Consider the following 23,101-nt stretch of genomic DNA (forward strand, 5'->3'; position numbering starts at 1 on the left):
AATTTATATGCTTAAGCTTTTATATCCTTTTTTTTGTAATTGTAAATTGTATAATATCCCATTTTCTACGGAAGTCACTTTATTGGGAATTTTTGTTTTATCCACTTTAAATTTATTCATAGAAAAACCACAGGCTATGATCTCTACACCTGCTTGTTCTGCTTCTTCAATAAAGTTTTTCATTTTTTCAGGGTTAGTAATATCCCCAATATTCTGACCACAAATAATAACTTTGAAATCACCAAAATCATCACCTTCTTCTGCTTTTAAAGCTTGGGCAGTTAAAATAATGGGTTGTAACTGCGGAACTTTTTTGGTTAAAATCACATAGTTATTTTTGCTAGGATCTATTTGTTGCGCCTGAATATCCGTTTGCGCAAAGAATGTAATTATGAATAAAATGGAACTAAAAATGTATGTTTTCATGATGTTTATTTTGTTTTATATTAGTTTTTTTTCGGTATCATTCAGAATAAAAAATAGAAGTCCACCTAAAATGGCTATGTTTTTAAATAGTGGTCCAAGCGATGTGATTTGTCCGACTTGAACTGTTAAGGTGATGGGAATTAAAACTGCCATCAAAATAATAGCCGCCCATTTGGTTTTATAGCCTATAAGGAATAAAAAACCTGCCGAGAGCATTACGATACCCGATAGAATAATGAGCCACTGCGGTTCACCGAAAAAATAGGCAATACCCTTAAAGTTAGCTTGTTCTATTCGTTGCGCTGTTTTTTCCACGTTTAGCAAGTGATTTAAACCTGCAACAAGGAAAATTCCGCTGACTAGTATCCGCAGTATCTGTATGGAACGGCGATTGATTAATATATTGGTCGTCATTATAAAAATGTAAAAGAAAGGTTAGAATTATACGAAGCTCTAGCATTCTAATTCACCAAACTGTATAATTACAGAAATTGAATTAGCGCAAAACAACGATTTGAATTGTGTGGGAATAGAGAATTAAGCCAACCTAGGTGGTGGCGATACGCTTTCTAAAAAGCGATAATTTAAAAGGGATGGAAAATAATCATCGAAAACAGCAATGGATGTTGAAGAATGGGTTTCCCAAGAAAAAAGATCAAAATGAAATGCGGTATTACAATTAGTGCTAATACTCATTAATTGAACAGCACCCTTATCTTGTTGTGAGAAATTAGTGTTTTCCTTCGCTTTTTTTGAAGGATTATCTTTCTTACAATACGGATTCAACAACGTAATTTCACCGTCATTAAAAAACATTTTAAAGCCATTAGCATCTACAGCAAAAAGTTTTGCCGTAAAAATAAATATCATGAGGAACGCTATGTAATTTTTTGTTTTCAATGTTAGGACAAACATAAAGAATGGCTCGGAACTTTGTGTAACTTTTGTTACTTATGGATGTTAAAGTATTATTAAAACACGGAAATATCATTTTGCGAATCCAACATTAACATTATAATTTCAATCTTTTTTGACAAATCTATTGCGGATAAATTACCATTTTACTTAAATTAGGAAAATGCTTTTCAAGTTTTGCGGGTATTCTATCCAATTGTCCGAAATGGGAAATATAACCTCTTCTGGCTGAAACTAAAATGATGAAATCAGAATCCGAAATATCTTTTGAAAGAATCAAGAAATCTTCCCAATCTATAAATTCGTGATAGTTAAGTGTTAAAGTCAACTTACTCTCTTTGGCAAATTTCAATAGGGCTTTGTGAGTTTCATCATTACAATGCACGTGAATTGGAATGGACAATTCCAAAGATAATTTGGCGATTTTATGAACCCAAATAGGGAAACCTTCTTCAAATTCAGCATTTGGTGGAACTATCATAAACAATCTTTTATGATTGACTAACGGCATTTCAAAACCGCCTATAAAAAGTGTTTTCTCTGTGTTTTCTAAAATACTTTCCATTTTGTCGCCTATAATTTTATCCAAAAAGCCTGTTTTTTGAGGCCAGCCCAATAAAATAATATCGGCCATAACCTCTTTGGCCGTTCGTGAAATCCCACTCGCCGCATTATGATCTATAGTCGCCATAATTTTCGCATTGGTATCAGAAGCAGTTGTTTCCATAATATAACTTTCTAGACCTTGCTTTGCTTTAACCATGGTGATTTCGGCTTCATTGGTATTGGGAACAACCGTTAATATATACAGCGGGTTTTTGGATTTCTTCTCTTTTATTAAAACAGCAAAATCGAGAACTTTATCAATGTTTATTAAATTAGCTATGGGAATAAGTATGGTTTCTCTTTGAGATAAAGCCTTTAATTGTGGAAGATCATCATCACCTGAATTTCGTATTATTTCTTTAGCTGCACTTTCCGTTGCAAAAGAGGCAATGATGCAAGTCACAAGGATAAGCACAACGGTTCCGTTTAAAATATTGTCGTTTAAAATCCCCGCTTTATAACCAACTAAAATAACCGCTAAAGTAGCCGCAGCGTGAGCACTACTTAAACCGAAAATTAGTTTACGCTGCCCTTTTGAAAATTTAAAGATTATTTGCGTAAAAAATGCAGCCAGCCATTTCCCCGTAATAGCTACAACCGTTAACGTTCCCGCAATAATTAGCGCCATGGGACCACTAAAAATAACACTAATATCCACAAGCATTCCGACACTGATAAGAAAAAAAGGAATGAATAAGGAATTTCCAATAAACTCAATCCTGTTCATAAGCGCCGATGAATGTGGAATAAGCTTGTTAAGCGCTAAACCAGCAACGAAGGCACCAATAATAGATTCCAAGCCGGCTAACTCGGCTAAAAACGCTGAAAAGAAAACTACTGATAATACAAAAATATAGTGTGAATGCCTTTCACTTTCTAATTTTCGGAAAAACCATTTGGCAATTTTCGGAATTACCACAAACATAAAGGCAGAAAATAAAACCAATGAAATGCCCAAACGAATCCAGAATTCCGATGTTAATCCGCCATCATGAGCCCCTAAAATTACCGCTAACATGATAAGAACCGCCGTATCAGTAAGAATGGTGCCTCCAACGGTTATGGCTACAGCGGCATTTTTTGAAACACCTAACTTACTCACTATAGGATAGGTTACCAAGGTATGTGTAGCAAACATACTGGACGTAAGAAGGCTGGCATTAAAGTCAAAACCCAAAATATAATGACATATTGGAAAGCCAAGGGTTAAAGGAATAGAAAACGTTAGCAAACCAAATACAAGACTTTTATTGCGCGTTGCTTTAAACTCATTTAAATCTAGTTCCAAGCCCGCAATAAACATAATATAAAGTAGGCCTATGGTTGAGAAAACATCTACAAACAGACTTTTTTCTAAAATATTTAATCCGGCAGGACCAATTATAATTCCCGCCACAATAAGACCTATAATACTTGGAATTCGAATTCGATTTAATAAAACAGGCGCTAGCAGAATAATAAAAAGAATTAAGGAAAATATTAAAACAGGATTTTCAAGCGGCATGTGAAAATCTTCCATAAGTTGATTCATTATAGTATTCATAATTTTGAATAGAGCTAAAAAATTAAACTAATATTTAAATGAAAAATAATGGGTATCTACTTAATGGTATAGTCTTTTAAAGCTAGATTTTAATAATAAAGTATAGTAAATGATTCCAGTTTCATTTCAATCAAAAATAAGTAATAGTTTGGCTATTATGGGTAATCAAATTGTTTGGAAACGTTAAATATTCGTGAAATTATTGAGCTTTTTTTGTGATTTGAAATAGTACTATAAGTTTAATGGGAATTAACTTTCTTATAAGAAAACCTATTATTTAAATGGTGCGTGCTACTTATGTTACACAAATTAATGTCAAGTTGTTTCACCTTTGCATATAATTTCAATTTAAGAAAGCTTCATTATGGAAGACATGCTCTTTTATGATAGAATGCAATTTGCATTTACTATCACATTTCATTATCTATTTCCCCAGTTAACCATGGGACTATCCTTAATGATTGTTTATTTTAAATGGAAATTTTTAAGAACCAAAATTTACAAATACAATGATGCTGCCAAATTTTGGATGAAAATTTTTGCGCTTAATTTTGCAATGGGTGTCGTTACCGGAATCCCAATGGAGTTTCAGTTTGGAACCAATTGGGCGAAATTCTCCGAACTTACAGGTAGCATAATCGGGCAAACACTCGCCATGGAAGGCATGTTTTCCTTTTTTTTAGAGTCTTCTTTTTTAGGTCTCTTTTTATTTGGAGAAAAATTGTTAGGGCATAAACTGCATTTTGTTACAGGATTTTTAGTTTTTCTGGGTTCTTGGGCTAGTGGGTACCTAATTATTGCTACACATTCTTGGATGCAATATCCGGTAGGTTATGAAATTTTAGAGAATGGCAAGTTTGTTCTAAATAATTTTAGTGCTTTATTTTCCAATCCTTGGCTATTGCCCTCTTATTTGCATAACCAAGCTGGTTCTATGGTAACGTCCGCATTTGTGGTAGCTGCTGTGGGTGCATTTTACTTGCTAAGTAATAAACATAATGAATTTGGAAAGCTATTTGTTAAAACAGGTGTTGTTTTCGGATTGATTTCAAGTTTATTAGTTGCTTTTCCAACTGGTGATTTAATTGCTAAAAATGTGGCAAAATATCAACCTGTAACCTTTGCCGCTATGGAAGGTGTTTTTGAAACCGAAGAAGGTGGATCTGAAATTATACTAATTGGCCAACCCAATATGCTGGAGAAAAAGTTAGATAATAAAATTGCCGTTCCTAATATTTTAAGCTTTCTAACCTATCAAGAATGGAATGCTGAAATTAAAGGTTTAAATGAGTTTGATGAAAAAGATTATCCAACCAATGTCCCAGGATTGTATTATGCCTACCATATAATGGTTGGTTTAGGTACCATTTTTATTGGGTTAATGCTTCTGGCAACCGTACAATTATTTAGGAAAAAACTTTACAAAACAAAATGGATTTTATGGTCGCTTATGTTTATGCTCCCTTTTCCATACATAGCTAACACTACTGGTTGGTATACTGCTGAATTAGGCCGTCAACCTTGGTTGGTTTATAACTTACTTCGTACTGCAGACGGCGCATCACCAACCGTTTCATCTGGAAACACCTTATTTACATTACTTGGTTTTATGGGCTTGTATTTGCTTTTAGGATTATTGTTTTTAATGTTAGCAGGAAAAATAATTAATAAAGGACCTGAACTAAATCAACACTAACTATGGAATTATTTTGGTATATCGTTTTAATGGGCATGCTAGCCGGTTATGTAATTTTGGATGGTTATGATTTTGGGGCTGGAATTATTCACTTATTTTTTGCAAAAACGGAAAAGGATAAAAAAGCAATCACTCACGCCATTGGACCTTTTTGGGATGCTAATGAAGTTTGGCTTATTGCTGCCGGTGGTATTTTGTTTTTTGCTTTCCCAACTTTATACGCTTCGGCTTTTAGTGGATTTTACTTACCATTAATTATGATTTTATGGCTATTAATTTTTCGAGCCATTGGCTTGGAATTACGTAGCCAAATTAAAAATAGTATGTGGGAAGCCATTTGGGACAAAGCTTTTGGCGTATCCAGTTTACTTTTAGCACTTTTTTTTGGCATTGCTCTCGGAAATATTGTTAGAGGTGTTAATTTAGGTAATGTAGTAAATGGCGTGTCGGCCTATGAAGGCCACTACTTCTTTTTACCTCTATGGAATCAAACTTTTAGTCCGCAAGCTGAACAATTAGGCGTTATAGACTGGTTCACCTTACTATTAGGAATAATAGGAGTTGTTGCTCTAACCATACATGGTGCTAACTGGATTATCTTTAAAACGAATTCCGATTTAAACCCTAAACTTAAAAAAGTGGTTTTTAATCTTAATTTTGTACTTCTTGCATTAGTTATTACATCTCTTTTAATTTGGCACATTATTGAACCCAAGCCATTTCATAATTTCATGCAAAATCCGTGGTTATGGATATTTCCAGCCATTACTTTTACAGGATTATTTGGAATTTTTAAGGTTAAATCTTATAAAAAACATGGATTAGGTTTCTTATTTTCATCGCTGTTTCTTTTTGGTGGATTCGCTTCAACGGTAGCATCTATTTTCCCTAAAGTGCTTCCCTCAACCAATTCTGTAAATCCCGATTTAACTATATATAATACTGCCGCGGAAAATTACGGCTTGTCCGTGGGAATTTATTGGTTTGCTATTGCTATAGTTTTAGTTGCCGTTTACATGGTGATTCAATATAAAGTTTTTAAAGGAAAAATGGACGATGTTGGATACGGCGAACATTAATCATTTAAAATAATATTATGACTGGAACTTTAATTTCGCTTATTAGTATTTTTACAGGAATTCTGGGCGCTAACGTATTCGGTTATTTCAGAAAAAAATATTCCTTCGGCTTCACAGGAAATACTATAATTGGTGTTTTTGGAAGTATTTTATTTATTAAATCGTTTGGTAGATTGGGTTTTGATCCTTGGTCTATAATGTACAATGATTCTTTTAATAGCAACTTATTTATTTTGAACCTAATCGTCTCATTTTTAGGTGGAATAATAGGTGTTTTAGTATTTAAATCACTAATTTATAAGATGAATAAAGATTCAATTCAATAATCGTTTGGCTATGTAACTAAAGTTACCGAGCACCATTAAAAAGCGTCCTATCTTTCATAAAAATTCAAAGCAATGGCTAAAATTGTAATTCTAGGTGCAGGTATTTCGGGTCATGTTGCGGCAGCGCATTTACGCCGGAAATTAAATAAAGATCACGAGGTTATCGTGGTATCGCCTAACAGTAATTATCAATGGATTCCGTCCAATATTTGGGTTGGAATTGGTAGAATGAAATCTAAAGAAATTTTATTTCCACTCGCGCCACTTTATAAAAAGAAAAACATTGGTTTTATACAAGCCAAGGCGGTTACTTTTCATCCGGAAGGCGATGCTATAGAAACAAAACCTTATATTTTTGTAGAATATGTAACGGCTGATAAAAAGGGCCAACAAGAAAAGGTTACGTATGATTATTTAATTAATGCCACAGGTCCTAAACTAAATTTTGAAGGCACCGAAGGCTTAATTCCTGGAGAAAATAAAGCTTATTCTGTTTGTACCTATACACATGCTGATCATGCTTGGGAAGGTTTAAATGCCCTTATCCAAGAAATGAAACAAGGCAAAAAAGCCAAAATACTAATTGGAACGGGTCATGCCAAATCAACCTGTCAAGGTGCTGCTTTTGAGTATATTTTAAATGTAGAACAAGAGTTAGTTAAACATGGCGTTCGCGATATGGCTGAAGTTACTTGGATTTCCAACGAATATAAACTAGGAGATTTTGGTATGGACGGTATGCTTTTAAGTTATGGGAGCATGACAATGAAATCCCATGAAATGATTGAAATGATTTTTGAAGATCGCGACATTAAATGGATTTTAGGCGCTGGCGTTAACAAAATTGAAGATGGCATTGCCCATTACGAAAACCTAGATGGCGAAACAAAATCTGAAACCTATGATTTTGCCATGCTAATTCCTGCTTTTTCAGGTCATGGTTTCAAAGCCTTTGATAAAAACGACATGGATATCACCCATAAACTTTTTAAAGGATTTATGATTGTTGATGCTGATTATACGCCAAAACCTTATGAAGAATGGTCGGTTAAAGATTGGCCTGAAACCTATCAAAACCCGAGTTACCAGAATATTTTTGCGCCAGGAATTGCTTTTGCTCCGCCGCACAGTATTTCCAAACCGCGAACCAATAAAAATGGAACGGAAATATTTCCAGCGCCACCAAGAACAGGAATGCCTTCAGGGATTACCGCAAAAATAGTGGCCGATAATATTATTGATTCTATTAAAAACGGTAAAGAATCTCGTGAACATAAAGGTTCTTTGGGAAATATGGGCGCAGCTTGTATTGCATCGGCTGGATTTGGGATGACGTCAGGAAGTGGTGTCAGTATTACGACATTCCCGATTGTTCCGGATTATGAAAAATATCCAAAAACACAAGGTAGACAGTTAAGTAAAACCTTTGGTGAAATCGGTTTAGCCGGACATTGGCTCAAGCTAACCTTACATTACGCCTTTATTTACAAAGCAAAAATGAAACCATTTTGGTGGTTGATTCCCGAATAGGAATCAAACTTAAAAGAGTTGATTCCCGAATAGGAATCAAACTTAAAAGAGTTGATTCCCGAGTAGGAATTAAACTTAAAAGAGTTGATTCCTGAATAGGAATCACATCTAAACGAGTTGATTCCTGAATAGGAATCACACTTAAAAAGGATGATTCATGAATAGTAATAAAATTGTGAAAAGTAGAATTTAATAAAATAAAATAAGAGGTTTAATTCAGTTACAAAAGCATACGATTATGACACAACGAATTTCAAAATATCAAAGGTTTAAGATGATGAATCCCATTCTTCAGTTTTTCAAATACATTTATTTAAGTCTAAAAATAATGATAATTGTAGCTGGAGGTCATGGTGGCACTCGAAAAGCAAACTGATGTGATGGTCAGTATTTATTGGTGATTAGTGGAAAGCACTCATGTAAAAATGGGTGCTTTTTTTGTATTAAGGGAGTAATCAAAGATCTAAATTTCTTCAGAAGAAATAATTTGAATACCCAGTTTTATCATTTCCTGTTTAAGATCTTTAAAATTTTCAACATCTAGAGGTTGAGAAGCATCTTCAACATAAAAACATGCAAAGCCTTCCTTAAAAGCATCATAAATTGAAAAGTATACGCAAATATCGGCGGCTAGGCCGCATAGAAATAATTGAGAAGTTCCTTTTTCTTTTAAATAGCCCGCCAACCCTGTAGATTTTAAATGGCCATTATCATAAAAAGCACTGTAACTATCTATGGTTTTGTCCGTTCCTTTTCTAAAAATAGCCTCCCAAGGTTTCGTGTCTAAATCAGAATGAAACTCCGCACCTTCTGTTCCTTGAACGCAGTGATCTGGCCAAAGAGTTTGGGGTTTACCTTGAATTTCAATTTCATCAAAAGTCTTTTTACCCGAATGATTAGAAGCAAAACTCACGTGATCTTTAGGATGCCAATCTTGTGAAGCGACTACCAGATCAAATTTATATTGCATGGTATTAATAACAGAAACAATTTTATCTCCGTTTGGAATGGCCAGTGAGCCACCAGGCATAAAATCGTTTTGAACATCAATTATAAGAAGGGTTTTCATGGTTATGTTGATTCTAATTTAAAATGTTTTTTTGACACGAATTTCACTAATGATCGCGAATAACAATTCTTTTATATTAATGTAACCTATCGAATATTAGGTGAATTACAATTTGAATTTATAAACTTTCTCTAGAACTTGTGCTTCGCAACCAAGGTATCACGTTCTTGTTTAAGTTCCTTACTCAATCCAATTTTATATATGTGCGGGTTTTGAAATCGTTTATATTCTTCAGGAAGTTTTTCTAAACGCGATTTGGAATAGGCAGCAATTTCAGCAACAGAACGCTGTGGCTGTGTTTTCTTTCCTTTTTCCATCACCTTTTGCAATAAAGGTTCTTGATTGAAATCATTCAGCGTTAAACTTTTGGAAGTATCATAAGCATGCGTCATTTCAGTTATTTTATCTTCTTTGAAAAGTGCAATAGCATCCGCACCGTAAAACATGCCGTTTTGATCCAGCATTCGGTAAACTTGCTTTTTATGTGGTAATGAAACCTTAATTATATTTTCAGACAATTTAATACGCGGTTCGCCATTATATTCCGATAATTTATAGACGCCATCTAATGCGGCGTCTGGTTTTCCGGTTACTAAATTTGTTCCTACTCCAAAAATATCTATAGGTGCACCTTGTTCCTTCAAACTTTTTATTACAAATTCATCCAATTGATTGGATGCTACAATTTTCACATAGCCCAAGTCTGCATCATCCAACATTTTTCGTGTTTTCTTGGATAAATAGGCCAAATCACCACTATCCAAACGAACGCCGAGTAATTTTTCGCCTTGACTTTCCATTTCCTTGGCCACTGTAATGGCATTTGGCAATCCACTTTTAAGTGTATTGTATGTATCCACTAAAAGCACGCAGTTTTTTGGTCTGTATTGCGCAAAATCGCGAAAGGCTTGCAATTCGTCTTCGTAACTTTGAATAAAAGAATGAGCCATGGTTCCAGATGAAGAAATGTTATAATCTTCCGCAGCCTTCACATTACTTGTGCTATCAAAACCACCTATAGCTGCAGCTCTAGAAGCATAATATCCGCCAGTGGCATGGGCACGACGCAATCCCATATCCAATAAAATTTCATTTTTTGCACTATGACGAATGCGACTTGCTTTCGTGGCAATTAACGTTTGGAAATTAAGCATATTCAGCAAAAATGTTTCAATAATTTGTGCTTCAATAATATTTGCTTCAACCTGTAGAATGGGACGATTTGGAAAAACAACATCGCCTTCTTGGCTGGAATATATGGTTCCTTTAAATTGAAAATCTTTTAAATATTCTAGAAAATCTTTTTCAAATCCATGTTGTTCCAAATATGAAATGTCCGACGATGAGAATTTAAGCGTTTCAAGAACATTCAACACATCTTCCAAACCAGCAAAAATGGCGTAACCACCTTTAAACGGATTGTTTCTAAAGTAATAATCAAAAACCGCGTGTCCAACTGGTTTTGTAGCAAAATAAACTTGTGCCATGGTTAATTGATAGAGGTCGGTATATGCAGCAGTAAAATTCATAAATGTCGATTTTTAAAGCTTCAAGATATCCAAAAATCGGCTAATTCCTTGTTAAGAATATCAAAAAAAAAAGGGAACACATTTAAATTAAATGTGTTCCCTTTAAAAATTATATAAACGTATCAGCCTTAATCCATTCGAAATTTCATCAAAGCATTTTCGAATAAATATGAAATGAAAAATTTTAAACCTGCTCTAAATCTCTTTTAGATTTTCTGTAAAGATAATTAGGATAAATACTACGCTTGGCAAAACGATTCAATTTATCGCTATTAATCATTTTAATATAAACCGGCTTGGTTACACCAAAATACTCATAAGTAGAACCATCCAAAAAGGTGATTTCAAGTAATAAACCTTTATGTTGAAAGTCAGAAATACCAGAATTAGTAATGGTTTCATTATAATTATCTAAATTGGATTCCAGCGTTTCAGGAGCTATGCTCACTAAAAAATGGTATCCATCAATAATTTTACGACTTTGAATTTCCGCTTCTTCTTGTAAAGCATCTCCGTTCTGAAATTTATCAGGATGCCATTCCTTCACTAAATCACGGTAACTCTTTTTTAAAGTCTTTAATTCCAATTCATTTTCAACTCCAAAGAGTTTCTTGTATTCACTTATGCGTTTCATATCAAATTTTATTTGAGGGCGCAAAAGTACGATTTAATCTAATATAAATTACAAATCTTTCATATTTCAACAGTTAGTATGGCTTTACTCCTATTTATTAGTTGAAAATAAAATATAAAACAGGAGCGATTTCCTAAAAATTAAAAATTATTTCCCTTGTTTTCGGCTTGGTAACATTGGTTACTGACCAACATGAATTAACAGTCTACATTTGTTTCAGAAATAAAATAATAATGAAAAGAATAATTTACACAGCCATATTTTTTAGTCTGTTTTGGAATTACAATCTGCAAGCTCAAGAGCTGGTTGAAATTTCAAAAACGGAAGTTTTACAGAAGGTTTCTGAAAATAACACTTCTATTAAAATTTCGGAAAAAGCTTTTAACATGGCTAAAGCAGATTTTAATCAGACGAACGCGGTGTTTTTACCAAACATTACAGCTAGTCATACAGGAATTGCTACAACCAATCCTTTAATGGCATTTGGTTCTAAATTAAATCAGGAAATATTAACGCAAAATGATTTTAATCCTGCGATGCTTAATGATCCGTCGCAGATTCAAAGTTTTGCTACCAAATTCGAAATTCAACAACCTATAATTAATGTAGATGGAATTTATCAACGAAAAGCTGCAAAATCGAAAATGGAAGCTATGGCATTGCAAACGGAGCGCACCATGGATTATTTAGATTTCGAAGTTGAAAAAGCCTATATGCAATTACAATTAGCTTATAAAGGCGTTGATGTTTTAGATCAAGCTTTAGAGGCTTCCAATGCCAATAAACAATTAGCAGACAATAGTTTCAAGCAAGGTTACTTGCAACGCGCCGATGTTTTAAATGTGGAGGTTCGCGTAACGGAAGTTCAAAACCAGTTGCAAATGGCTAAAAGTAATGTGCAAAATGCATCAAACTATTTGTCATTTTTAATGAATGATGAATCTTATGTTATTTATATACCAAGTGATAGTTTAACGGTTTCAACTTTATCCATTGCTGACAAAACAATTTCTGAAAGCCGTTCAGATATTAAAGCTATGGGATTAGCTACTAACGCCTATGAAGCCATGAATAAGGCCGATAAAATGGCGTTTTTACCCAGACTAAATGCTTTTGGAAGCTATGAATTATATGATGATCAGGTATTTCAAGGCGATGCTAGCGGGTATTTATTTGGTGCCCAATTAAGCTGGGATGTATTTCAAGGTTCTAAACGTTTTGGGAAAGCCCAAAAGAGTAAAGCAGAATTGGAAAAATCTAAATTAGAATACACACAGTATGTTTCCCAAAGCAATTTAGAATTGCGCAAAGCGAAACGTGCGTTTTTAGATGCTGAAAATAAGTTGACATTAACCACTTTGGCTTTAGAGCAATCTGAAGAATCTTTACGAATCAGAACCAACAGATTTCAAGAAGGTCTAGAAAAAACGTCAGACTTACTGACAGCTGAAACGCAGTTTTCTCAAAAAAAGTTAGAATACTATCAAACCATTTTTGAATACAATTACGCACAAGCGTACTTACAATTTTTAACTAAATAAAAACCAATCATATTTAGCGCTCTACAAGTGCTTACATTATTAAAACACTAATTCAATAACAATGAAAAAATACATATACTTATTAAGCCTAACTACAGCATCACTTTTTATGGCAAGTTGTGGTAGCGATGACAAAAAAGCGGTCGCGAATAATTCTCCGGCAATTCCTGTAACGGTGAGTCAAATAACCTCAAATGGTAACAGTCCGTTTTTATCTGTCAGCGGTAAAATTCAAGCATCTAATAGTGCTGATTTAAGCACCAGAATGATGGGTTACGTGAATAAAGTACATGTAAACGTTGGTGATAAAGTAAACAAAGGTCAATTATTAGTATCTATTAATAATGCTGATTTGCAGGCTAAACAAGCCCAAGTTAATGCCGGTATTACAGAAGCAACAGCTGCTTTTAATAATGCTCAAAAAGATTATAACCGCTACCAAAGTTTATTTTCAAGTGCCAGTGCATCACAAAAAGAAATGGATGATATGACAGCTAATTTCGAAATGTCTAAAGCACGTTTGGAAGCTGCAAAACAAATGAAAAATGAAATTAATGCACAATTCGCTTATAGTAATATTACAGCACCTTTCAGTGGAACGGTAACCAGTAAAAGCATTGAAACGGGCGATATGGCCAATCCAGGCGTTCCATTAATTAGTATTGAAACGCCAGGTAATTTTGAAGTGATGGCTATGGTTCCGGAAACAGAAATTTCACAAATCAAGAAAGATTCAGAAGTTGCTATTTTGGTTAAATCCATTAATAAAAACTTAAAAGGAAAAGTGACCGAAGTAAGTAGTTCTGCCAAAAATACAGGTGGACAATATTTAGTAAAAATTGCTTTAGATAAAACGGATGTCAATATTCTTTCTGGCATGTTTGTTAGTGTTCAATTTCCAGTTGAAAAACAAGGAACAACAGAATTGGTATTAATTCCAACGGAAGCCATAGTTACAAACGGGCAATTATCCGGTGTTTATACGGTAACCCAATCTGAAACCGCTATGCTACGTTGGTTGCGTTTAGGAAGAACGTATGGCGATCAAGTTGAAGTATTATCCGGATTATCAGCTGACGAAGCTTATATCGTTTCATCAGAAGGAAAACTTTATAACGGCGCGAAAATTAGTATTCAGTAAACAGTCGCAGTCGCAGTCGCAATTTTAAAAAAATATTAACTAAAAATAGCCCATAAAATTTCTCTTTCCTTTGGAAAGGGTTAGGGATAGGAATATGAAAGAAGGTATCGCAGGAAAAATTGCCAAAGTCTTTATGCAGTCCAAATTAACAGTATTGTTAATGATTGTGTTTATGGTTGTTGGTGTCTATAGTTCGTTTTTAATTCCACGTGAAGAAGAACCACAAATTGATGTGCCCATGGCCGACATTTTTGTGGGGTATCCAGGTGCAAGTCCTACGGAAGTGGAATCACGTGTTATCAAACCTTTGGAGCAGTTAATTTCCAATATTAAAGGTGTGGAATATGTGTACTCTACCTCCATGAAGGAACAAGGTATGGTGATCGTACAGTTTTATGTGGGCGAAGATATTGAGCGTTCATTTGTGAAATTGTACAACGAAATTAATAAGCATATGGATCAAATGCCGGAAGGCGTAACGTTTCCGCTGGTAAAAACCCGTGCTATTGATGATGTTCCCATGCTAGGTTTAACCTTATGGAGTGAAAATTATGACGATTTCCAATTAAGCCAAATGGCCCAAGAATTGGAAGACGAAATCAAGAAGGTAAATGATGTGGCTATTACACATAAAATTGGTGGTAGAGATCGTCAATTGCGGGTGGTTTTAGATAAAGATAAATTGGCTGCAAGCGGTTTGGATTTCCTATCGGTTTCTGAAATGATTAAGGCCAATAATAGCCAATTAAGTTCTGGAAGTTTTGATAAAAATGACACTGAATTCCTCGTTACTACAGGTGAATTTTTAAAATCTGTTACCGATGTTGAAAACTTGGTAGTTGGTGTACAACAAAATCAACCAATTTACTTAAAACAAGTTGCAAGTATTATTGATGGTCCTGAAGTACCCCAAAACTATGTGAGTTTAGGTTTTGGTCAAGGGAGCGTAAAATCAAGCGATTATAAATCAGATTATCCAGCTGTAACCATTTCTGTTGCGAAACGAAAAGGTGCCGATGCTATGAAAATTGCAGAAGTAATTTTAGATAAAGTGGAACATTTGCGTACCTCTTTAATTCCAGATGATGTACACGTAGAAATTACAAGAAACTACGGTGAAACAGCGTCCGAAAAAGTATCGGAGTTACTATGGCATTTAATAGGATCTATTTTTGCTGTAACACTTGTTGTGATGCTGGCTATGGGATGGCGTGGCGGATTAGTGGTGTTTTTATCCGTTCCAATTACATTCGCATTGACTTTGTTAAGCTATTACATGCTAGATTACACACTTAACCGAATTACCCTTTTTGCTTTGGTTTTCGTAACCGGAATTGTGGTTGATGACTCTATTATCATTGCCGAAAACATGCATAGGCATTTTAAAATGAAACGACTGCCCTTTAAACAGGCGGCCTTATATGCGATTAACGAAGTAGGAAACCCAACCATTCTGGCAACCTTTACAGTCATTGCATCTGTTTTACCAATGGCTTTTGTTTCTGGACTAATGGGACCTTATATGGCTCCAATGCCAATAGGCGCGTCTATTGCCATGATCGTTTCACTGTTTGTTGCCTTAACAATAACACCTTATTTAGGGTATATTTTCTTAAGAGAAAAAGAGAAAAAAGGACAACCAATAAAAGTTGAAAAACCTTTAGAGGAGACGCGCATCTATAAAATATATAACAAGTTTGAGCGTCCATTAATGGAAAGCAAAGCTAAACGCTGGATATTTTTAGGTGGTACTTTCGCCGTATTATTAGGAACTATGGTTTTATTCTTTACCAATTCCGTAGCCGTAAAAATGCTTCCTTTTGATAATAAGAATGAATTTCAAGTGGTTATTGATATGCCAGAAGGCACCACTTTAGAACGTACAGGTGTGGTTACTCAAGAAATTGCGCAGTATTTATCAACGCGTCCGGAAGTGGTGAATTACCAAAATTATATTGGAACCTCTGCTCCTATTACATTTAACGGTTTGGTGCGTCATTACGATTTACGTGGTGGGAGTAACACGGCCGACATTCAAGTCAATTTAATTGATAAAAATAGTCGTAAAGCGCAAAGTCACGACATTGCTAAATTATTAAGACCAGACATTCAAAAAATTGCGTCTAAATATAATGCTAACGTTAAATTAGTTGAAGTTCCTCCTGGACCTCCTGTATTATCAACTATTGTGGCTGAAATTTATGGACCAGATTATAATGAGCAAATGAAAATTGCCAACAGCGTTCAAGATATCTTGAGAAACACAGATGATGTGGTAGATGTGGATTGGATGGTTGAAGCCGACCAAACCGAATATCAGTTTGAAATTAATAAAGAAAAAGCCATGTTGTACGGCGTTGCGCCACAGCAAATTGCTTATACCATGAATATGGCTTTATCAAATAGAGCCATAACCTCTTTATATGATGAAGATGCAAGTAATCAAGTGGGATTGATATTAACTTTAGATGAAAAAGAAAAATCTACCATTTCTGATATTTCCCAACTTAAAGTGACATCCAAACAAGGAAACATGGTGCCGATTGCGGATTTAGTTACTATAAATGAAACTACTAGTGCAAAAAGCATTTATCGTAAAAACCAAAAGCGTGTGGTTTATGTTTTAGCGGATATGGCTGGTGAATTAGAAAGTCCGGCGTATGCTATTTTAGGAATGGAAAAGAAATTAAAAGAAATTCCATTACCACCTGGTTATGAGCTTAATGAAATGTATTTAGGTCAACCCGATTTTGAAGATAATTACACCGTAAAATGGGATGGTGAATGGCAAATTACATTAGAAGTATTTAGAGATTTAGGAATTGCCTTTTTAGGTGCCATCATTTTAATATACATCCTAATTGTAGGTTGGTTCCAAAACTTTAAAGCTCCCATTGTAATGATGGTAGCTATACCGCTATCCTTAATCGGAATTATTTTAGGCCACTGGATTATGGGCGCTTTCTTTACAGCTACGTCCTTTATCGGAATGATTGCTTTAGCAGGAATTATGGTGCGAAACTCGGTTTTATTAATAGACTTTATAAATATAAGAACTGCCGAAGGTATTCCGTTAAAAGAAGCAGCTATTGAAGCTGGAGCTGTAAGACTTACACCTATTCTATTAACAGCCGGAACGGTTGTAATTGGAGCCTTTGTTATTCTATTCGATCCCATTTTCCAAGGATTAGCCATTTCGTTAATGGGTGGAACCATTGTATCCACAGTCCTAACTTTATTGGTAGTGCCGTTGGTTTATTATATGATAGAAAAGAAAAATTATAAATAAAAACTATAACACAGATAGCGCAGATTAATGTAGAATTTAGACATAAATCTGCGAGCTCTGCAGGAAATAAAAAAATATAAAATGAAATTAGTAATTGTAACTTCCGTAGAAGAATTTCAGAAGGATGTTTTGCAGCTCTTTAAACTAGCAAATATTGAAAACTTAAGCACTTCCGACATAGATGGTCATAAAAATAGTGCATCCGTTTTAATGGCATCTAGTTGGTTTGCCAATCAGAAATTCGGGAATGAATCGTGCTTATTTTTCTCCTTTACAGAAGATGAAAATATTCATTCACTATTCGATTTAATAAAAGAGTTTAATACCAATTTAGAAACAAACAATCCTATAAAAGCGGTTGTCGTTCCTATTGAAAAATTTATATAACCTTAAAATTTACTAGCTATGTTAAACACATATTTCAGAATTATCGTTGGCACAATGGTGCTAATAAGTGTATTATTAACGCAATATGTAGATCCTAATTGGATGTGGTTTACCATATTTATAGGCGTTAATTTAATACAATCAGCCTTTACCAGATGGTGTTTATTAGAAACTATCTTGATGAAACTAGGCCTTAAAAAAGGAGAAGACATTAGTTGTTCAGCCCCAATAAAACGTAAAGCATAGTTTAAAATAATATATCACATAAAAAAAAACCCTAATAAAATTAAGTTATTAGGGTTTTTTTTATGTGATATATTAATATTTGTATTAAACTTTAATCTTCGATAATCGGCTCATTTTCATAACCTTCTTTCAGTGGACTCAATCGAAGCATGACGTATCCTAAAATAGCGGCAATCAGCGAAGCAATCAAAATCCCAATTTTCGCCGAATCAATATATTCTGGAGAACTAGCAAAAGCCAAACTTGTAATAAAAATGGCCATGGTAAAACCAATCCCCGCTAAAAACGAAACACCTATAATTTGCATTTTCGTAATACTTTCAGGTATGGTTATTAGTTTAAATTTCTTCGCTAAAAACACAATCAATGGAATACCTATTCCTTTACCAAGCACTAAAGCAATGATAATATGAACAGTTAAGGCGACATCTAATTCTACATCACTACTAATCATAACGCCTGCATTAGCTAACGCGAAAACAGGAATAATAAAATAGGCCACCCAACCATGTAAACTATGCTCTAACTTCTGCAATGGAGATTTGAATTTACTAGACCAATCATCCAAGGTATGAACTTGCCTAAGTTGCTGTTTGGATAGAATTGGTTTAGATAACACATTCGCGTCCTTTATATTGCGGTATACATCTTCCAGATTCTTTAAAAATGTTTCTGTATGAATTTTTTGCCTAACAGGCACTGAAAACGCTAATAGAATTCCAGCGACGGTAGGATGAATTCCCGCTTTTAAAAATAAGAACCATACCGCTATTCCTACTATAATAAGGAAGACTGGTGAATAATAACCTTTATAAGAAATAAAATATACAAGTGCTAATAAAGCCGCCGCAATTAGCAGCAGTGTTAAGTTAATGGTGCCACTATAAAAAATAGCAATTACTAAAACAGCTCCTATATCATCGACAATTGCAAAGGCTGTTAAAAATATTTTAAGACTTAATGGTACGCGGTTTCCAAGTACATTTAAAACGGCTAATGAAAACGCAATATCTGTAGCCATTGGTATTCCCCAACCTTTTAAAGTCTCTGGGTTTTCATTCATTAAAACGAAAAATAATACCGGTACAATCATACCACCCAAAGCACCAAATAGCGGAAATGCTATTTTCTTCATGGAGTTTAATTCACCAATAAGTAATTCACGTTTAATTTCAAGACCAATTAGAAAGAAGAATATGGCCATTAAACCATCATTGATCCATAGAATCAGCGGTTTTTTGAATTCAAAGCTTTCCGTAACAATTCCTAAATCATATTGCCAAAGTTGCTGATAACTTGAACTGAAACCGGAATTTGCCCAAATAAGAGCCACTACTGTAGACATTAGAAGTAAAATACCACTAAAACTTTCTATTTTAATAAACTTTTGAAGTGGGGTTAGCAGTACTTTTTTAAGCATACGTTGGGTTTTGGTGAATATTTATTGATTTCAAAGATAAAGTATTGAATTTTCTTAAAAGAAAAAATGCGTCTATTTTAATATATATTTAAGAAATAAATCTCGAAAAGCTTTTATACATAAAGAGTTTTAGATTATTAAACGCTAAAATGAAACGATTTTTGCAAAAACACAATCATTTGACAACTTTTTGGAAAGAATAAGGTATAAATTATAAGATCGTTTTCTTGTGAAATAATAAATGCACAACAGCAATGGCAACACTTAATGCAATTCCTAAAATAGAAACGCCTGTCCAACCATAATACTGCCAAGCTACAGCACCCAAACTAGTACCAGCAGAGCCGCCAATAAAGAAACTAACCATGTATATAGTATTTACACGATTTCTAGCCTCTTCGTTCTTGGAGAAAATGATATTTTGATTTGTAATATGCAAGCCTTGCATTCCTAAATCAATTAAAATAACGCCAATAACTAATCCAATAATAGAATGTGGCGAAACCAAAAAGATACCCCAAGAAATAATCATTAAAACGATACCAAAGAGGATTAGTTTATTCTTACTGACTTTATTGTTCAATTTACCAATAACAGTTGCTCCTAAAGCGCCCACAATACCAAAAAGACCGAAAAGCCCGGTAATGCTGCTTCCGTATCCAAAGGAATCCTCCATTAAAAAAACCAAGGTTGTCCAGAATACACTTAAAGCGCCAAATGCTAAAGCACCCCGCAAAGAAGCCAAACGCAATGCGGGTTCTGTTTTAAAATAAAACCATAAGGATTTCATTAAAGTGCTATAACTATCTTTATATGTAGGTTTAATTTTAGGTAGTTTCCATTTTAAAATCACGAATAGGATAATCATCATAACAGCGGCTCCATAGTATACAACACGCCAGCCAAATTGCTCACCAATAAAGCCACTTAAAACCCGACTTCCTAAAATACCAATTAAAAGACCGCTCATAACAATTCCAATAGCGCGACCTCTCCCCTCTTTATCAGATAATTGTGCAGCTAAAGGCACAAAAAGCTGCGGAATTGAAGATGTAAATCCAATAGCAAAACTACTTATAATTAGCAACCACAACGCATTTGAAAGTGCTGCGGCAAACAAAGAAACAACCAAAATTAAAAAATCTATTTGCAGAATTTTGTGATTGGAAATTTTATCACCCAAAGGAATTATAAATAATAAACCAAAAGCATAGCCCAATTGCGTGGTCAACGCCACATTGCTAACCGCCGATTCGGTGACGTTGAAAGTAACCGAAATCAAATGCAATAACGGCTGATTATAATATAGATTTGCAACGACAAGTCCTGCCGAAATACTCATTAAATATAAAACAGAATTTGATAGAGATGACTTCATTTAATATACTAGTAATTAATTGATTATATGTATTAATTTTATGAATTTGAGCTACAGTAATGTTTATGATATCCTAAAGGATCTTTATTATTAATCTAGATTAATAATTTTGAGTTTTAGTTGTTCATTATAAATGTTAGGGAACTGATTGAAATGAAAATCCACAGAATTATACCCAAAGCAAATGGTTTAAATCCTGTTTGCTTTATTTCTGAAATGGATAACGTTGTTCCAACCAAAAACAAAGTCACTATTAATAATCGTTTTGAAAGCATAGTAATCCTGGTAGTTAAAAACTCTGGCAATGGTAAATAACTGTTTAATAAAATGGCTGTAATAAAAAATAGAATAAACCATGGAATTTTTATTTTCCCATCCTTGGATTTAAACATAAACATGGATAAAATAGAAACTGGAATAATCCATAATGTTCGTGCTAATTTTACAGTAGTGGCAATACGTAAAGCTTCATCTCCATATGATAAAGCAGCTCCAACCACGGAACTCGTATCATGAATAGCGATGGCAGCCCATAAGCCAAATTGATTTTGAGTTAATTCAAAAAAATGACCAATACTTGGGAAAATAAATAAGGCTACAGAATTTAATAAAAAAACCACGCCCAACGCTACCGAAATAATTTTTGGTTTAGCCTGGATTACAGGAGCCACGGCAGCAATGGCACTTCCGCCGCAAATGGAAGTCCCGGTGGAAATTAAATGACCCAATTTTAAATCAATTTTTAGTAGACGGGTTAAAATCCATCCCAATCCTAATGTAGCAATAATAGATAATACAGTTAATATTAAACCTTCTCGTCCTGTTTTTAAGGTTTCCATGAAAAACATGCCGAAACCAAGGCCAACAACAGAAATTTTGAGTAAATACTGAATGCCTAATTGTTTTAATTTTTCAAAAACGTTACCAAAAACTAATGTAAAAATAAAACCTAAAATGAGAGCAAACGGACTGCTTAAATAGCCACTTAAACATAGCGCAATACAGAGTCCGAAAACTACTTTTTTCATCTTATTTCTAAAATTATAAGGATTTATCGGACAAAGGTATTCAGTTTTGTGGAGCTGAACGTTATTTTACCTTCAAGATTATTTAAACTTTAATGTTCATTTGTCTAAATTAAATGAGAAACTATTCTTTTAAAATGTATAATTAGCAAACAAAATTTCAAAAAATCAGGAAATAGATTTTTAGTTAGTAAATAGTGATTATTCTAAATTAATTACTAATTCGTGAAATTTCGAATTAATAAAAATCACAGAAATAAGTTTTCCAGCCCCTTTAAAAATTCGAAATGATTAAAATATAAAATATGCCTTAATCTTTAAAGGCCAACATTAAAAATGGCACTTTAATGTTATAAGCAATTTGCTCTGTTTTATGATTTAGAAATAAATGTTCTAAAAAGCTATGCTGTTTGCGCATCATGCTAAATAATTCAATATCATTTTCTTCAATATAACTTGTTACCGTTTTCAAATAGTTAGCACCCGTTTTAAAAACAAATTGGTGATTTATATTTCTAAAAAAAGTCTCCAATTCTTCTTGAACAACTTTCTGTTTGGCATCCATTTGTTCTTTTTCGGTAACATGAAGCACATCTAGCTTATAATCGTAATGTTCGGCTAGGTCAATTAAAATCCCTAAATCTTCTAATTTGTAAGTCGATTGATATTTAGTAGTAAAAAGCACATTTTTAATGCGTTTAACGCCACAATCAGCAGGAATAGCCAAAACAGAAACATGACAGCGCTGAAAAACGCGTAGCGTATTACTCCCAAAAATTATTTTCTCCAAATTGGTGGCACCTTTAGTACCCATAATAATAAGGTCTATTTTATTTAATTCCACCGTTTGATTGATAGCTGCAACCAAATTATCATAATCTACAACTGGTTTAAAACTATGAAGAAGGTTGTGATGTTTATTTTCTAAAGTGCTGATTAGTTTTTCCACTTCCGTGTTTGACGATGCAATTAACTCTGAATACAAGGATTCTCCGGGCTTGCTTTGCATGAGATTGTCAGAGATAAATGTGGAGGATTTAACGACGTGCAGCAAATGAAACTCGCATTCGGTATAAGTAAATAATTCTAATGCATAATTGATAGCATGAATAGAATTTTCTGAAAAGTCGGTGGTCAATAATATATGTCTCATTTTCTGCTTTTATTTAAAAAATTACAAGATAGCATTTGAGAGTCATATTTAAAATGACAATTATCATTTTATTTTCTTAAAAATATTTTAACAAAAGTAATTATTTTCTTACAGAATAAAATTTTTTTTATTGCATTTCATCGATTAAAGTCATTTTTCTTTGATGAA

The 23,101-nt window shown here is 33.9% G+C and carries 20 protein-coding genes; 9 read left to right on the plus strand and 11 right to left on the minus strand.

The window, feature by feature from the left end:
- Positions 1–3: 3 nt before the first annotated feature.
- From ES674_RS14155 to ES674_RS14170, 4 genes are all read right to left on the minus strand, one after another.
- Positions 4–426: a sulfur reduction protein DsrE gene (locus ES674_RS14155; protein ID WP_148405102.1), complete on the minus strand. Its 423-nt coding sequence runs from the start codon at positions 424–426 to the stop codon at positions 4–6.
- Positions 427–441: 15 nt separating this feature from the next.
- The gene (locus ES674_RS14160; protein WP_148405104.1) at positions 442–840 is read right to left on the minus strand and encodes a DoxX family protein; all 399 of its coding nucleotides are present in this window, start codon (positions 838–840) and stop codon (positions 442–444) included.
- Between the two features lie 123 nt (positions 841–963).
- Entirely contained in the window at positions 964–1,296 is a 333-nt protein-coding gene (locus ES674_RS14165; protein ID WP_148405106.1) for a hypothetical protein, read from the minus strand.
- Positions 1,297–1,465: 169 nt separating this feature from the next.
- A complete protein-coding gene (locus ES674_RS14170; RefSeq protein WP_148405108.1) occupies positions 1,466–3,490 on the minus strand; it encodes a cation:proton antiporter in 2,025 nt (674 codons plus the stop codon).
- 364 nt (positions 3,491–3,854) lie between these two features.
- Here ES674_RS14170 and ES674_RS14175 point away from each other — a divergent pair, with 364 nt between their 5' ends.
- From ES674_RS14175 to ES674_RS14190, 4 genes are all read left to right on the plus strand, one after another.
- On the plus strand, positions 3,855–5,186 hold the full coding sequence (locus ES674_RS14175; RefSeq protein WP_148405110.1) for a cytochrome ubiquinol oxidase subunit I: 1,332 nt from the start codon (positions 3,855–3,857) through the stop codon (positions 5,184–5,186).
- Positions 5,187–5,188: 2 nt separating this feature from the next.
- Positions 5,189–6,265 carry a cytochrome d ubiquinol oxidase subunit II gene (cydB, locus tag ES674_RS14180; protein WP_148405112.1) on the plus strand — a complete coding sequence of 359 codons (1,077 nt, stop codon included), beginning with the start codon at positions 5,189–5,191 and terminating at the stop codon, positions 6,263–6,265.
- A 17-nt stretch (positions 6,266–6,282) separates the two neighbouring features.
- The gene (locus tag ES674_RS14185; protein ID WP_148405114.1) at positions 6,283–6,591 is read left to right on the plus strand and encodes a hypothetical protein; all 309 of its coding nucleotides are present in this window, start codon (positions 6,283–6,285) and stop codon (positions 6,589–6,591) included.
- Between the two features lie 72 nt (positions 6,592–6,663).
- Positions 6,664–8,121, plus strand: a complete 1,458-nt coding sequence (locus ES674_RS14190; RefSeq protein ID WP_148405116.1) for an NAD(P)/FAD-dependent oxidoreductase — start codon at positions 6,664–6,666, stop codon at positions 8,119–8,121.
- Positions 8,122–8,584: 463 nt separating this feature from the next.
- Here ES674_RS14190 and pncA read toward each other — a convergent pair whose 3' ends face one another.
- The 3 genes from pncA to ES674_RS14205 all read right to left on the minus strand — a co-directional run bounded on the left by pncA (position 8,585) and on the right by ES674_RS14205 (position 11,353).
- Positions 8,585–9,190: a bifunctional nicotinamidase/pyrazinamidase gene (gene pncA / locus ES674_RS14195; protein ID WP_148405118.1), complete on the minus strand. Its 606-nt coding sequence runs from the start codon at positions 9,188–9,190 to the stop codon at positions 8,585–8,587.
- Positions 9,191–9,321: 131 nt separating this feature from the next.
- On the minus strand, positions 9,322–10,719 hold the full coding sequence (locus ES674_RS14200) for a nicotinate phosphoribosyltransferase (RefSeq protein ID WP_148405120.1): 1,398 nt from the start codon (positions 10,717–10,719) through the stop codon (positions 9,322–9,324).
- 184 nt (positions 10,720–10,903) lie between these two features.
- Entirely contained in the window at positions 10,904–11,353 is a 450-nt protein-coding gene (locus tag ES674_RS14205; RefSeq protein ID WP_148405122.1) for a KTSC domain-containing protein, read from the minus strand.
- A 233-nt stretch (positions 11,354–11,586) separates the two neighbouring features.
- Between ES674_RS14205 and ES674_RS14210 the strand changes: the two genes are divergently transcribed.
- From ES674_RS14210 to ES674_RS14230, 5 genes are all read left to right on the plus strand, one after another.
- A complete protein-coding gene (locus tag ES674_RS14210; protein ID WP_148405124.1) occupies positions 11,587–12,894 on the plus strand; it encodes a TolC family protein in 1,308 nt (435 codons plus the stop codon).
- 61 nt (positions 12,895–12,955) lie between these two features.
- Entirely contained in the window at positions 12,956–14,035 is a 1,080-nt protein-coding gene (locus ES674_RS14215) for an efflux RND transporter periplasmic adaptor subunit (protein ID WP_148405125.1), read from the plus strand.
- A gap of 94 nt (positions 14,036–14,129) precedes the next feature.
- Complete coding sequence (locus tag ES674_RS14220) at positions 14,130–17,324, plus strand: efflux RND transporter permease subunit (RefSeq protein ID WP_148405127.1); 3,195 nt, start codon at positions 14,130–14,132, stop codon at positions 17,322–17,324.
- Positions 17,325–17,405: 81 nt separating this feature from the next.
- Positions 17,406–17,711, plus strand: coding sequence for a hypothetical protein (locus ES674_RS14225; protein ID WP_148405129.1), 306 nt, complete (start codon positions 17,406–17,408; stop codon positions 17,709–17,711).
- 18 nt (positions 17,712–17,729) lie between these two features.
- Positions 17,730–17,957, plus strand: a complete 228-nt coding sequence (locus ES674_RS14230) for a YgaP family membrane protein (protein WP_148405131.1) — start codon at positions 17,730–17,732, stop codon at positions 17,955–17,957.
- Positions 17,958–18,048: 91 nt separating this feature from the next.
- On the opposite strand, the gene nhaA is transcribed toward ES674_RS14230, so the two are convergent.
- The 4 genes from nhaA to ES674_RS14250 all read right to left on the minus strand — a co-directional run bounded on the left by nhaA (position 18,049) and on the right by ES674_RS14250 (position 22,933).
- Positions 18,049–19,377 (minus strand): Na+/H+ antiporter NhaA, encoded by a 1,329-nt coding sequence (nhaA, locus tag ES674_RS14235; protein ID WP_148405133.1) that lies wholly within the window; start codon positions 19,375–19,377, stop codon positions 18,049–18,051.
- 211 nt (positions 19,378–19,588) lie between these two features.
- A complete protein-coding gene (locus tag ES674_RS14240) occupies positions 19,589–20,755 on the minus strand; it encodes an MFS transporter (RefSeq protein WP_148405135.1) in 1,167 nt (388 codons plus the stop codon).
- Positions 20,756–20,871: 116 nt separating this feature from the next.
- Positions 20,872–21,783 (minus strand): YeiH family protein, encoded by a 912-nt coding sequence (locus ES674_RS14245; RefSeq protein WP_148405137.1) that lies wholly within the window; start codon positions 21,781–21,783, stop codon positions 20,872–20,874.
- A gap of 307 nt (positions 21,784–22,090) precedes the next feature.
- Positions 22,091–22,933: a universal stress protein gene (locus tag ES674_RS14250; protein WP_148405139.1), complete on the minus strand. Its 843-nt coding sequence runs from the start codon at positions 22,931–22,933 to the stop codon at positions 22,091–22,093.
- Positions 22,934–23,101 lie beyond the last annotated feature (168 nt).

This window comes from Bizionia myxarmorum (assembly GCF_008086205.1).
GTDB classification, from domain to species: domain Bacteria; phylum Bacteroidota; class Bacteroidia; order Flavobacteriales; family Flavobacteriaceae; genus Algorimicrobium; species Algorimicrobium myxarmorum.

Excerpts from the sequence above, each read along its gene's own strand:
- ES674_RS14175 (WP_148405110.1), top strand. The coding sequence starts at position 3,855 with ATGGAAGACATGCTCTTTTATGATAGAATGCAATTTGCATTTACTATC.
- ES674_RS14185 (WP_148405114.1), top strand. The coding sequence starts at position 6,283 with ATGACTGGAACTTTAATTTCGCTTATTAGTATTTTTACAGGAATTCTG.
- ES674_RS14230 (WP_148405131.1), top strand. The coding sequence starts at position 17,730 with ATGTTAAACACATATTTCAGAATTATCGTTGGCACAATGGTGCTAATA.
- ES674_RS14200 (WP_148405120.1), bottom strand. The coding sequence starts at position 10,719 with ATGAATTTTACTGCTGCATATACCGACCTCTATCAATTAACCATGGCA.
- ES674_RS14240 (WP_148405135.1), bottom strand. The coding sequence starts at position 20,755 with ATGAAGTCATCTCTATCAAATTCTGTTTTATATTTAATGAGTATTTCG.
- ES674_RS14225 (WP_148405129.1), top strand. The coding sequence starts at position 17,406 with ATGAAATTAGTAATTGTAACTTCCGTAGAAGAATTTCAGAAGGATGTT.
- ES674_RS14215 (WP_148405125.1), top strand. The coding sequence starts at position 12,956 with ATGAAAAAATACATATACTTATTAAGCCTAACTACAGCATCACTTTTT.
- cydB (WP_148405112.1), top strand. The coding sequence starts at position 5,189 with ATGGAATTATTTTGGTATATCGTTTTAATGGGCATGCTAGCCGGTTAT.
- ES674_RS14155 (WP_148405102.1), bottom strand. The coding sequence starts at position 426 with ATGAAAACATACATTTTTAGTTCCATTTTATTCATAATTACATTCTTT.
- ES674_RS14220 (WP_148405127.1), top strand. The coding sequence starts at position 14,130 with ATGAAAGAAGGTATCGCAGGAAAAATTGCCAAAGTCTTTATGCAGTCC.
- ES674_RS14250 (WP_148405139.1), bottom strand. The coding sequence starts at position 22,933 with ATGAGACATATATTATTGACCACCGACTTTTCAGAAAATTCTATTCAT.
- ES674_RS14170 (WP_148405108.1), bottom strand. The coding sequence starts at position 3,490 with ATGAATACTATAATGAATCAACTTATGGAAGATTTTCACATGCCGCTT.
- ES674_RS14210 (WP_148405124.1), top strand. The coding sequence starts at position 11,587 with ATGAAAAGAATAATTTACACAGCCATATTTTTTAGTCTGTTTTGGAAT.
- ES674_RS14205 (WP_148405122.1), bottom strand. The coding sequence starts at position 11,353 with ATGAAACGCATAAGTGAATACAAGAAACTCTTTGGAGTTGAAAATGAA.
- pncA (WP_148405118.1), bottom strand. The coding sequence starts at position 9,190 with ATGAAAACCCTTCTTATAATTGATGTTCAAAACGATTTTATGCCTGGT.
- ES674_RS14245 (WP_148405137.1), bottom strand. The coding sequence starts at position 21,783 with ATGAAAAAAGTAGTTTTCGGACTCTGTATTGCGCTATGTTTAAGTGGC.
- ES674_RS14165 (WP_148405106.1), bottom strand. The coding sequence starts at position 1,296 with ATGATATTTATTTTTACGGCAAAACTTTTTGCTGTAGATGCTAATGGC.
- ES674_RS14190 (WP_148405116.1), top strand. The coding sequence starts at position 6,664 with ATGGCTAAAATTGTAATTCTAGGTGCAGGTATTTCGGGTCATGTTGCG.
- nhaA (WP_148405133.1), bottom strand. The coding sequence starts at position 19,377 with ATGCTTAAAAAAGTACTGCTAACCCCACTTCAAAAGTTTATTAAAATA.
- ES674_RS14160 (WP_148405104.1), bottom strand. The coding sequence starts at position 840 with ATGACGACCAATATATTAATCAATCGCCGTTCCATACAGATACTGCGG.